Source organism: Sediminicola luteus (assembly GCF_002514735.1).
Classification (GTDB): Bacteria; Bacteroidota; Bacteroidia; order Flavobacteriales; family Flavobacteriaceae; genus HQA918.
In genome coordinates this window covers 843491-855824 of sequence record NZ_NBWU01000001.1, presented here as the reverse complement: position 1 = coordinate 855824, position 12334 = coordinate 843491, and the positions used below count along the sequence as shown (strand labels likewise).

Below are 12334 nucleotides of genomic sequence, written 5' to 3'. Positions count from 1 at the left end.
CTGTCATTAAACTGGTTTTTAAGGCTTGTCCGATACTAGACTTGTCAAAGGTATCTTTTGAAAGATAAGGTCGGCTTGGCTGCCTTCATATAATATGCCAAGATACTCCTCGTTAATTTTGGTTAAGGAACTATAGCCACTGCCATGGCCCTGATCGAGCAATAGCCAGTTTTTTTCGGGCCAGCTGTGGCCTTGGTCGGTACTCGTTTTAACAGTGATGTGCTGGCGGCGGTACTTACTGTTCGGGTTCGAGAAAAACAAACGTCCATCCGCCGCCAACAACGAACCCATACATACGGGCTCTGGTAAAAGGCCATTCGAGCTGGGGTGGCGTTGCCAGTTTTCCCCTAAATCATAGGTTACGGCCACCGCCCTACCATTGGCACCCCCTTTTTCTTTACGGTTGCGATTATCACGCATATTCAACATTAGACCGCCATCGGGCAGTTCAACTACGGCGCATTCGGTAGTATTGGTGCGGGCGGGTTGGGAAGTCTGCCAAGTTTGGCCCCCGTCCTTGCTATAGGTAATATTCGAAAAGGTTTCCCCTTGGGCGTCCCTACCTTGGGTAGGAATGACCAAGGTACCGTCTGTAAGCTGAATACCATTTCCTGGGGCCGGGGCCCATAACCACCATTCCTGTTTTTTGCACATTTGGGTCAGGTTTACCGGTTTGGACCAGGTTTTTCCGTCGTCGGTACTTTGGGCCATTAAAAACTGGCTGGTCTCTTTTACCCCAAATCCGGGTTGTGAGCCTTTGTTGCGCCATTGGTGGTTCCAGTCGGTGGAGGTTTCTGTTAAATCGGTCACCCATTTTCCATCCGGATTTATTACCCCATGCATCCAAAGGCCAAAAACGAATAGGGTACCTGTTTTTTGGTCTACCAGCAAACTGGCATCACTGACCCCATTGAATTTTTCGGGTAATCCGCCCCAGTTTTTCATGTCGAGGGCGATCTGCATGGGTTCCCAGGTTTGACCGCCGTCGGTACTTCGGCTAATACCAATATCAATATCGCCCTGAAGGTCGCGGCTCCCATCGCGGCGTACATCATAAGCAGCCAAGAGGGTGCCTTGGGTACTGGTTACCAGTGCCGGAATGCGATAGGTATGAACCCCATCGTCTCGATGCTTACGTAGGGCCACACCCATACGATATGGGGTGTCCGTATTTTTTGGATCGATGCTAATGGAGCTGTCCGCCGTTTCCAATCGGGTAGGGGTGAAGTGAAGTAGATGTTCCAGCTTGGTCCCGGTGTACATTTGTACCGAAACCCACCAATAGACCGTGCTATCCAATGATGCTTTAAAACGGAATGCACCGGTGGGCGTTTCGGGCCTAACCGTAGCCAAAAGTTTTTTGTTGCTGGCATTGATTATGGAATCGGTACCGGAGCTGTACAAACGTAAACCGACGATATCCGTAAGATCCGTACTGCCCGTTAAATCAAAACCCAGACCACGGATGGCGGTCTGGGTTTCGTTGGTTTTTAAATTAATGCGATATAGGTAATTGTCCGTTTGGGTTGCAATTAAAGGATACTGCAAGCGTTTTGCGCTTACCGTTACCTGTGAGGATAATGGTAAACAGAACAGGCAGCAAAACGCGAAAACCCAAATATTGGACCCTATGTATCGGCTTTTAATCACCAGAGCGTAGCGAATTGATCCAAGCCGCGATCTGTTGGGCCTCGGCTTTGGGCACTTGTGTCATAGGTGCCATGGGCGTAGGGTAATCGGGCCAGTTGCTGGGTACTGGGTTATAGATCAGATCCACGATCTTGGCATTGGTGTACCTACGTTCCGATATGGCCTTGAACGATGGGCCAATCTGTCGTTTTTCACGGTTATGGCAGGCCACACAAGTATTTTTGGCCAAAAGGGATTGGATTTCTTCATCGGTGGGCACCGCTTTTTTCGATTTCTTTTTTACCGTTTTCGCGGCCACGGCCTTGGGCGCCGCTTTTTTCTTTTTACTGCGTTTGGTACTCCATTCCGAGGCGGGTAGTTTGGCCCCATCCGGAATATGGTTCAAAGTGTAATAGGCCACAGGGTGAAGCACCGGATGTCCTTCTTGTTGCGAACGGATGCCTTTGACCTCCAACTGATGGATGTGGAACTGGGTAAGGTTGCCCACAACGATACGGGCTTTTAGGCCATCGTCGGAAACTTTTACACCTTTGATGTCCAAGGGGGTTTCCATAATGGTCGGGCTCCCATATACCGAATGGTATTTATAAGTAAAGCTCTTACCTGAATAACTATCAAGGTTTTCGGCAGTTTCCCTATTTACGGGTTTGGTAAATTCGATTTCAAAGCCATCTGGTCGAGCTGAAACGGTTTTCATTTCCATAGGTACTTCGCCGGTCCATACCAAACGTTCGAGCCCGGAGTTCTTGCTTCCGGCCGAGCCCCATCCGCGATTGGTTTCCCCCACGAACAGCGAGCCATCGGCGCCCCAGTTCATTCGGAGGACACCCGATTGAAAATCGGTACGAAAATCGAAGGCGACCCCTTGAAAGGCCCCGTTCACTTTTTCCATAACCACCCGCATGATCTTACTCTGACCTTGATCCCCGACAAAAATCTGCCCGGCAAAAGGGCCAAATCCGCCTTGGGTATCGTCCTTCAGGATTTCGGAATTGGAAATACCCAATACCCCATGGGGCAACCATACGGCAGGCAGGGTTATCTCCGGGAATTTTTTCCGGGCCTCGTACATGGTCAATGGGTTTTCTTCATTCGGGATATTTTCCGGTTTTACGGCCCTACCGTTTTTGCGAACACGACGCTCGTCATAGGTATCCAAGAACTCCTTATTGGTCATGGTAATGGGCGAATCGGATCTATCGGACCAAACCAATCCGGCCGGATGGGCCGAGACCGTTCCTTTTTGCAGATGCCAAATGGCACCGGACCCTACCCAGTCGCCTTGGTTATCGTCATAGAATAATTCCCCATCGATCATACCCAGACCAGCGGGCGATCGCATACCGGATGCCCAGGGTTCCATATGGCCATCTTCTGAGATTTTCATGGTCCAGCCACGCATGGGCACCCTACTTTCGGCACGCCACCATTCCTCACTTCCAAATGCCACGTTGCCGGTTACGAAGAAACTGCCATCGGGCGCCAATTTGGGGCCAAAAGAGTATTCGTGATAATGACCCGATAAAGGCCAGGCATGCACGGTTTCGTAGCGGTCGGCCTTGTCATCGGCATTGGTATCGATCAATTTGGTCAATTCGCCACGTTGCGCCGTATACAGTGCACCTTGGTGGTATAGCAGGCCTAAGGGTTCGTGAAGCCCCGAGGCGAAAAGGGTGTATTGTGGTGCCTTACCTTGGGCCATATAGGCATTGTCTACCAAATAGACATGCCCGCGCCTGGTGGCCAAGGCGATTCGCCCATCGGGTAGGGTGGTAATGCCCCCGACCTCGAAAAGCATGCCTTCGGGTACGGGTAGGGTCACCATTTCGTAATAATCGCTCTCTTTCGGGATCCTTTGCCCGAAACTCGTTTGGATAAAACATCCAAAGACCAAGGTCAAGATGGCCGTACGCAAAAATGTTGTTTTACTTACCATTGGATGTCGTATTTAATAGGTTGATCATGTAAGGAACTTACCAAGATTTGTTTCCCGTCTTTCTCTTGAACCGAACAAGCGGTTTTAGGTATGATATAATAGCCGCCATCTACCCGATAACGGTCGTTTAATTTTTCGATTTGTTGGCCTTGTGCCAATTGTACGGTCAGTCCGTTGCCAACCCCATTACCACTGATTATCCTTTGTAACCCACCATTGCCATTGGGTTTGATCCTGTCGGATATTTGGGTGTTGCCCAAGCTGTATTCGAAGGTTGGTAATCCACTTTTAGCGTCTACGCTATAGCCTTTTGGGGTAAGGTCGACCTCATCGCCACTTACCGTGGGGGCATTGTAAATATGTTGCCGTGCCCCACGTAATCTATAGGTGCCGTTACCACGACCGTCCCACATGGGGGAAGCGTTTAAGAAATCGCCTTTCCAAACACAGGCCAGGTTACCTTGTTTTAGATCGTATACATAATGAATGCCGCTAGGATCGCCGACCGCCATCGAATGGGTAAGCCGTTGTTTACTATCGCCTTCATAATCGTAAAAGGCACGTACCAGCTCTGGTTTCTGCCCTACATTGATAAAAATCGGGCTTCCCATACGGCTAGGCTGTAAGGGCACTGAAGCGGCCGTATGCAGGGCTTTGGGCAAAGTGCTGCTGCCCGATACCCACAATCCGAATTTCGGGGCGTTCCTATAGCCCTTTTTGTTGCGTATCTCTACGATATACTCCCCGGGGTCTAGCGCCAAGGTAAGCTTTTGCTGGCCCCAACCACTCGGTTTCATAGGAATACCGTTAATGGTGGTTTGGGTATCGCCATGGAAAGCGGCACTAAAGGTATAAGTGTCTTTTTCCTGAATATCGAGGGCACCTTTGAAGTAAATACCATAATTGCCATTTCTTTGGGCGGCACGCACATCAATAAGGTCGGCTTCCCCTGAAAATTCTACCGGCATGGTCGCCATATTTTCAAAGGAATCTATTTTGCCTTTATAGGTTTTATAGCCTAAGGCACTCCAACTGGCGGTACAGGCGTTAAGTAGCTTATAGCTGAGGTTTTTAAGGGCCACACCATGGCCTTCGAGGGTCAATGGGGCTTGGGTTTTAGGGCTTGGTCCGGTTAAGAGCAACTGCTCTTGAACCCGTTGGCCGTTTATTTCCAAGAATTCCAGACGGGCCGGACTGCCTTTTGAATCCCCAGTTTCCGGAACTGCTGTCAAGAACCTAAGTTTTACATGTTGCCAGAGTCCGGGTGCTTTGGCCGCATTGGCATTTGGGGCCTTTCCTTTATAATCACCATGGGTTAAGGGAACCCCGCCCATGTCTTGGGGGTTAAGCACTGCGGTGTTCCAACTATCGCTCAACTGAATTGGGTAACTGCCTTGAAGCCATAGGGTAGCTTGTCCCCCTTGTGCCAAAAGCAGGTCGAATTCCAGGTCTAGGTTGCCATGTTCCCAACTGGTGCTAAGTTTTGCCTTTTCTGGTGAGGGCTGCACCAATACACCCTGCCCTGCCGTAAGGCTAATGGCCGATGGAGGTACCAAGGACAAACCTTGCTTTTTTCGCTTTTTAAGCTCTTTTTTACTAAAGGGGATGGCCTTTTTGTTGCTGTCAATACTCGGATCTACGGCCACGGCACCGGCAATTTGCCAATTGCCTTGAACCGATTCAAAACCCGATAGGTCTTGTAAAGGCTCTTGTTGGGCCCATAAGGAAGCACCAATGCAAAACATCGATGCCAAAAGGGTGATTCGTTTCATGTTTACGTTTAAGTTATTTGACGCTAGTCAGCCCCAAAATAGCCAAAAATTGGAAGTTGTCTACCCTTTTTCTCCCGGACGGCGAACTATAACGTTTTCGAACGCCAGAAATAAAAAAAAGCGCCTAAAATGTATTGAATATATTGTCAGGCTGAGCGCAGTCGAAGCCCGAGTCAGATTTCGGGTCATAAAGATTCTCGACTGGCTGCCGGTCAGTAGACACGGCACTCAAATGAACAAGTTCAATACGTTTTAGGCGCTTTGTTTAAGCCTATGGTTTGTTACCAAATACGTACCCGGTCTTCGGGAGCTACATACATGGCGTCGCCTTCTTTGATATCGAAAGCTTCGTAAAAGGCATCTACGTTTTTAAGTGGCTGGGTAGCGCGGTACATGCCTGGCGAATGCGGGTCGGTCTTAATACGTGTACGTAAGGCCTCTTCCCTCATTTTGGTACGCCATACGGTGGCCCAAGAAAGGAAGAAACGTTGTTCGGCCGTATACCCATCGATATCTTCAGGTCTTCCGTTCTCCTCGTAGAAGAGTTGGAGACCATCATAGGCACCCAAAACCCCGCCAAGGTCGCCGATGTTTTCTCCCAAAGTGAACTTACCGTTTATGTATACACTATCCAATACCTCAATGGCATCGTATTGTGCGGCTAGGGCATCGCCCCTTTTCTTGAATTCGGCCAAATCTTCGTCGGTCCACCAGTTGTTCAGGTTGCCATTGGCATCGAAACGGGCTCCCGAATCGTCGAAGGCATGCGAGATTTCATGTCCGATTACGGCACCTATACCACCGTAGTTAACGGCCTCGTCGGCCTGGTAGTTATAAAACGGAGGTTGTAGAATGGCCGCCGGGAAAACAATCTCGTTATATAAAGGATTAAAATAAGCGTTTACGGTCTGTGGCGCCATACCCCATTCGGTCTTGTCGACCGGCTCGTCGATATCGTCCAAAGATTGTTGGAAATTCCAATTACTCAAGGCAACCATATTCTCGTAATAGGAGTTATCGCCTTTGATGGCCAAGTTGGAATAGTCTTCCCATTTGTCGGGGTAGCCGATCTTAACGGTGAACTTATCCAGTTTTTCAATGGCCTTCAACTTGGTTTCTTCGGACATCCAATCGAGTTTCTCAATGCGCTTTTGGTAGGCACGGATTACGTTGGCGATCATTTTCTCGGCCTTGGCCTTGGCTTCCGGCGGGAATTTAGAGTCTACATACAATTGCCCGATGGCCTCACCAACCCCATTGTTTACGGTGGCTAGGGCACGCTCATCGGCGGCACGTTGTTTTTTGGCGCCGTTAAGCTCTTTGGAATAGAATTCCCAATTCGCCTTGTCCATGGCGGTGGTCATACGCGAGGCGGCATTGTTAAGAGTGCTCCAACGTACGGCCTTTTTGATCAGATCCATATCGCCTTCGGCCAATACCTTTTGCAACTCATCCATATACTTGGGCTGCATTACGATAACGGTATCGAATTTTTTGGTCTTTAAGTCTGCGAACAATTGATTCCACTGAATGGCAGGAACCATTTGCTGTAGTTCCGGAATGGTACGTGGATTGTTATAGTTACGTACATCGCGGGCGGCTACCTTATCTAAACGGGGTTGTGCCAAACGGGTCTCGAGGGCGAGGATGTCGGCAGCGTCTTTATCGGCTGATTCTTTAGCGTCGCCCAACATTTGGAACATACGGCTAATATGGGCCACATATTTTTCGCGAACCTCCTTGGAATTATCGTCGTTCTCCACATAGTAATCCCGATCCGGAAGTCCCAATCCGCCTGTAGTTACATAGGCTGAATTGATATCACTATTCGTTAGGTTGGCAAAAGAAGTAAAACCGAAAAAGGGATCGGAAACCGTACCCGGGTTCTCGGCCAATACCTTTTGAAGGTCTGCTACGGATTTGATACCGGCGATTTTTTCAAGGGCCGGTTGAATAGGGGCATAGCCAGCTTCGTTACGAGCGGTGGTATCGAGAATAGAGTTGAAAAGGAACAATGCCTTGGCCTGGTCGGTATGGTCTTCGTAACGCCCGAGCTCTTTGGCCGTGGCCATAATCTCCAAAACATCTTGGCGGGTACTTTTTCGCAACACGCCGAATCCGCCCCAAGTAGCTTCTTCTTCTGGAATTTCAACGGATTTCATCCAGTTTCCGTTTACGTAATTATAAAAATCGGCTTTGGGGTCTACCGAGGTGTCCATAAACTCCAGCTCTAGTCCTGGGGTAGCTTCGGCCACTTCTTCTTTGGGTTCCTGCTTACAGGAAACGACCATGATACCAAGTGCAAAGGCCATGGACGATTTTACTAACAGTTGTCTCATCGTGGTTCGTTAATTGTTTTCTTGTTCCCTGCAATTTAACATAAAACCCCTGCTATTTCAGGTTCCTTTAACAATCGTTAACATTTATGATGAGCTATTGAAATTCAAGGATGTGGATATGTTATCTTAAAAACGATAACGATTTCGTAAGGATTTTTAGAAAATGATGGTAAAAACAAAACATGCGCCATAATACGCTGCCATATTCTTGATGCATTTCGCTATAGAGCCATTTCCGGAATAGTACCCGAAACTTCAAGATCACCTTCGGTAGCGGCTTGTATTTCGGCTACGGAAACCCCAGGGGCACGTTCAAGAAGTTTAAATCCCCCTCCGGGTTTAACTTCCAAAACGGCAAGGTTGGTCACGATTTTTTTTACACAACCTACACCAGTAAGGGGCAAGCTGCACCTTTTCAGTATTTTCGATTTTCCGGCTTTGTTGGTATGCATCATAGCCACAATGATGTTTTCGGCAGAGGCTACGAGATCCATGGCGCCGCCCATGCCTTTTACCATTTTACCCGGAATTTTCCAATTGGCTATATCGCCATTTTCGGCCACTTCCATAGCACCTAGAATGGTGAGGTCTACATGCTGACCACGGATCATGCCAAAACTGGTGGCCGAATCAAAGAATGAGGCCCCGGGCAAGGTGGTAATGGTTTGTTTACCGGCATTGATGATATCGGCATCTGCCTCATCTTCGAACGGAAATGGGCCCATACCCAAAACCCCGTTTTCCGATTGGAATTCGACACTGATGTCGTTACGCACAAAGTTGGCCACCAAGGTGGGAATGCCAATACCCAGGTTTACATAATAACCGTCCATAACTTCTTTTGCGATGCGCTTTGCGATTCCGTTTTTATCTAATGCCATGCTATTATAATTTGAAAGTTTGAAAATGGGATGATTTGAAGATGCCCCCTTGAATTATCCTCTTTTCGAACTACTGATTATTTTGCTGATTACTTTAATAATGTTTTCCAATGATATAAAGGTCTCTTCCATTGGATCTGGGTAATGTTTTGATAATTTACATAGGGTTAGCCAATATTCTAATTCATCAGCTTCTTTAGCGGCAATCTTGAATTTATGGATGAAATCCGCCTTGCTTTCGGCATTTTGGGCTTCTCTAGTGTTTGCCCCTATTGATGTGCCACTTCTAAAAATTTGAGAAGCCATTTCATATTTATGGAGCTCTCTAAGTTGTTCTGAGAAATCGATAATTATAAGGGCGAAATCCAATGTCATTTTTACGATAATGTTTTCCCTATCATTTCTCAAATCATAAATTTTAAAACTAACCCATTTCCAAATTATCAAATTGACTCATTCTCAAATTGGCTTTGTTCTTACGGTTAGCTGTTCAATCCGCTTTTCATATTGTGCCCCTTGGAAAATGCGGTTTACGAAAATTCCGGGAATATGGATTTGGTTCGGGTCTAATGTACCGGCGGGAACCAATTCCTCTACTTCGGCTACGGTAATTTGGGCCGCCCCACACATACAGGGATTAAAATTACGTGCCGTACCCTTAAAGATCAGGTTTCCGGCTTCGTCGCCCTTCCAGGCTTTTACGAATGCAAATTGGGCTTTATACGCGGGTTCCATCACGTACATTTTTCCATCAAATTCGCGGGTCTCTTTACCTTCGGCTACCTCGGTGCCATATCCGGCAGGGGTAAAAAAAGCAGGAATCCCCGCTTGAGCGGCCCTACATTTTTCGGCCAAGGTACCTTGAGGGGTCAATTCTACTTCGAGTTCCCCGCTTAGCATTTGTCTTTCGAACTCATCGTTCTCCCCAACGTAAGACGAGATCATTTTTTTGATCTGTTTTTGCTGTAGGAGTAGTCCCAAACCAAAATCGTCTACCCCGGCATTGTTCGAAATGCAGGTAATATCACTTACCCCAAGGCGAACTAGCTCGGCAATGGCATTTTCGGGTATGCCACAAAGGCCAAAGCCCCCTAGCATCAAGGTCATGCCATCTGCTACCCCGGAAACGGCTTCTTGAACGTTTGCTACGGTTTTTCGGATCATAGGCTGAATAGTTTGTTAATAAAGAAATCTTGCCGTTTAAAGATACGGGTTACATAAATATCCTAGGATACAAATTGAAACAAATTAGGTGTGACTATTTAAGAACATACGGGCATACCACCTAATTGGCTGGCTTGCTCAGTACAGTCTGAATTATTGCCCAACTTCAGCTATCGATTAGCCTCAAGGAAAATGTCTTTACTATTATTTAGAAAAGACTGTTCGCTAAAATTCAATTTCCTCTAAATCGTCATCGGTGTCGATCTGCTCTTCTTCCGATACTTCGGGCTTGTTACAGTCTACCCGGATCGATTGGTCTTCCGGCTCTTCAAAAGCCTCTTGGGAAATACCCAAATCGGGGTCTTCGTAATTGGCCTTCATGTACATGGCCCAAATCGGTAAGGCCATTGAGGCACCCTGACCATAACGAATAGATCGGAAACGAACGGCACGATCATCGCCACCTACCCAAACACCGGTAACTAAATTGGGTACCATACCCATAAACCAACCATCACTTTGGTTTTGGGTGGTTCCGGTTTTTCCGGCAATGGGGTTTTTGAATTGGTAGGGGTAACCAGTTATGATTTCTTTATATTCAACCGGTGGTTTGGCCACATTGGTTCGCAAGCGGGTACCGGAGCCGCCACGGGTCACTCCTTCCATAAGGTTTACCATGGCGTAGGCCACTTCCTTACTCATTACATCGCGGGTCTCGGGTACGTATTCGTAAAGCACGGTTCCGTTTTTGTCTTCGATACGGGTCACCATTACGGGTTTTACATAAACCCCTTGGTTGGCAAAGGCCCCATAGGCCCCAACCATTTCGTACACGTTCATATCGGGGGTACCCAGGGCAATGGAAGGTACTTCGGGAATTTCACGGGTTATACCCAGGTTTTTTGCCATTTGTGCCACAGGTGCAGGGCCTACCTCATCGATCAATTGGGCGGTTACCGTATTCACCGAGTTGGCCAAGGCATTTTTCAGGGTCATTAATTCGCCACTATATTTACCATCGGAATTTTTGGGACACCAAGATTCCGGGTTCCCGTATTTCTCCTTTTCTATGCAATATTGGTTGTCAATTCGGGTATCGCAGGGCGATAGTCGCAACTGATCAATGGCTGCCGCATATACCAAGGGTTTAAAGGTAGATCCGGCCTGGCGGGCCCCTTGGATTACGTTATCGTACTGAAAATGCTTGTAGTTAACTCCGCCTACCCAAGCTTTTACATGTCCGGTTTGGGGTTCCATACTCATCATGCCCGTACGTAGGAAATATTTGTAATAACGGATAGAGTCCAAAGGTGTCATTACCGTATCTTTTTCCTGGGTATCGCTATTCCAATCAAAAACGGTCATTTCGGTGGGTTCGGTAAAGGAGGCCCGGATAACTTTTTCCGATTTGCCTTGGTTCTTCATCACACGCCAGCGGTCGGAAACTTTCATGGCACGTTCTAGAATCGTATTGATTTCTTCTTTTTCTAGATCGAGGAATGGTGCGGTCGGATTTCGTTTTTTGGTGTTCTGTACAAAGAACTCGGCCTGTAGCCGTTTCATATGGGCCTGTACGGCAGCTTCGGCATTGGCCTGCATCTTGGGGTCTATGGTGGTATAGATTTTTAGACCATCGAGGTAGAGGTTCCATTTATCGCGATCGCCCTCCAAAGCCGGTCTGGGATTCTTTTTGATCCACCCGTTCATAAAGCGTTGCAGGTACATCCTAAAATAGGTGGCCAATCCATCGCGATGCGATTCCGGATGGTAATTGATATCCATTTTTAGGGCCTGTAGTGAGTCTTTTTCCTGTTCGGTTATATATTCGAACTTGGCCATTTGACCCAAGACGATATTGCGTTTGTTCTCGGTTTTTTCGGGCCGTCGAATGGGGTTGAAATAAGACGAGTTTTGCAACATACCTACCAGCACGGCCGATTCTTCGACTTTCAGATCTTTGGGTTCTTTACCAAAGTAGATACGGGCCGCCGAACGAATACCATCGGCATTGTTGCCAAAATCGTATTGGTTCAGGTACATTTTAATGATTTCCTCTTTGGTATAGTTGCGCTCTAATCGGGTGGCGATAACCCATTCTTTGGCCTTTTGTGCAATTCTGTCCAATTTATTTCGGGAAGCTCTTTCAGTAAAGAGTAATTTGGCCAACTGTTGGGTAATGGTACTGGCCCCTCCACGGCCCCCCAAAAAGACAAAGGCCCGTAAGGTGCCCCTGGCATCAATACCCGAATGATCGAAATACCGGATGTCTTCCGAGGCGATCAAGGCATCGATTAGGTTTTGGGGTAAATCTTCGAAATTGACCGGGGTACGGTTATCGTCCAAATAGAATTTGTTCATGGTGCTACCGTCGGCATAGAATACCTCGGAGGCCAAATTGGTCTGCGGATGTTCTATGTGCTCAAAAGTGGGCATAGGGCCAAAAACCTCCCAAGCGGCCAATTGAAAAAAGAGGAACGCTGAGAATACCCCACTAAAAAACAGAATCCAAAACCATTTGATAATGGGCTTAAAGTTGTTCTTCTTTTGCGGTTTTTTACGTGGCGCTTTTTTTTTGGTAGGTGCTGTGGCCAT

Annotated in this window: 8 protein-coding genes; all 8 read right to left on the bottom strand. The window is 47.5% G+C overall.

All coding sequences use genetic code 11. From position 1 onward, the window contains the following. Positions 1–18 precede the first annotated feature (18 nt). Positions 19–1650, bottom strand: a complete 1632-nt coding sequence (locus B7P33_RS10330) for a sialidase family protein (RefSeq protein WP_262508029.1) — start codon at positions 1648–1650, stop codon at positions 19–21. Further along, positions 1643–3565 (bottom strand): hypothetical protein, encoded by a 1923-nt coding sequence (locus B7P33_RS10325; protein ID WP_141402444.1) that lies wholly within the window; start codon positions 3563–3565, stop codon positions 1643–1645. The genes B7P33_RS10330 and B7P33_RS10325 overlap by 8 nt, the downstream gene beginning before the upstream one ends. 14 nt (positions 3566–3579) lie before the next feature. After that, the gene (locus B7P33_RS10320) at positions 3580–5358 is read right to left on the bottom strand and encodes a 3-keto-alpha-glucoside-1,2-lyase-like domain-containing protein (RefSeq protein WP_141402443.1); all 1779 of its coding nucleotides are present in this window, start codon (positions 5356–5358) and stop codon (positions 3580–3582) included. A 281-nt stretch (positions 5359–5639) separates the two neighbouring features. After that, positions 5640–7697, bottom strand: a complete 2058-nt coding sequence (locus B7P33_RS10310) for a M13 family metallopeptidase (protein WP_097441883.1) — start codon at positions 7695–7697, stop codon at positions 5640–5642. 221 nt (positions 7698–7918) lie between these two features. Continuing rightward, the gene (locus B7P33_RS10305) at positions 7919–8578 is read right to left on the bottom strand and encodes a 3-oxoacid CoA-transferase subunit B (RefSeq protein ID WP_097441882.1); all 660 of its coding nucleotides are present in this window, start codon (positions 8576–8578) and stop codon (positions 7919–7921) included. Between the two features lie 54 nt (positions 8579–8632). After that, entirely contained in the window at positions 8633–8986 is a 354-nt protein-coding gene (locus B7P33_RS10300) for a four helix bundle protein (protein WP_097442307.1), read from the bottom strand. A 51-nt stretch (positions 8987–9037) separates the two neighbouring features. Continuing rightward, positions 9038–9742 (bottom strand): CoA transferase subunit A, encoded by a 705-nt coding sequence (locus B7P33_RS10295; protein WP_097441881.1) that lies wholly within the window; start codon positions 9740–9742, stop codon positions 9038–9040. Between the two features lie 225 nt (positions 9743–9967). Then, a complete protein-coding gene (locus B7P33_RS10290; protein ID WP_097441880.1) occupies positions 9968–12334 on the bottom strand; it encodes a penicillin-binding protein 1A in 2367 nt (788 codons plus the stop codon).

Bases quoted from the DNA above. Each gene is read 5' to 3' on its own strand.
- B7P33_RS10310 (WP_097441883.1), bottom strand. From the start codon at position 7,697: ATGAGACAACTGTTAGTAAAATCGTCCATGGCCTTTGCACTTGGTATC.
- B7P33_RS10290 (WP_097441880.1), bottom strand. From the start codon at position 12,334: ATGGCCACAGCACCTACCAAAAAAAAAGCGCCACGTAAAAAACCGCAA.
- B7P33_RS10305 (WP_097441882.1), bottom strand. From the start codon at position 8,578: ATGGCATTAGATAAAAACGGAATCGCAAAGCGCATCGCAAAAGAAGTT.
- B7P33_RS10320 (WP_141402443.1), bottom strand. From the start codon at position 5,358: ATGAAACGAATCACCCTTTTGGCATCGATGTTTTGCATTGGTGCTTCC.
- B7P33_RS10295 (WP_097441881.1), bottom strand. From the start codon at position 9,742: ATGATCCGAAAAACCGTAGCAAACGTTCAAGAAGCCGTTTCCGGGGTA.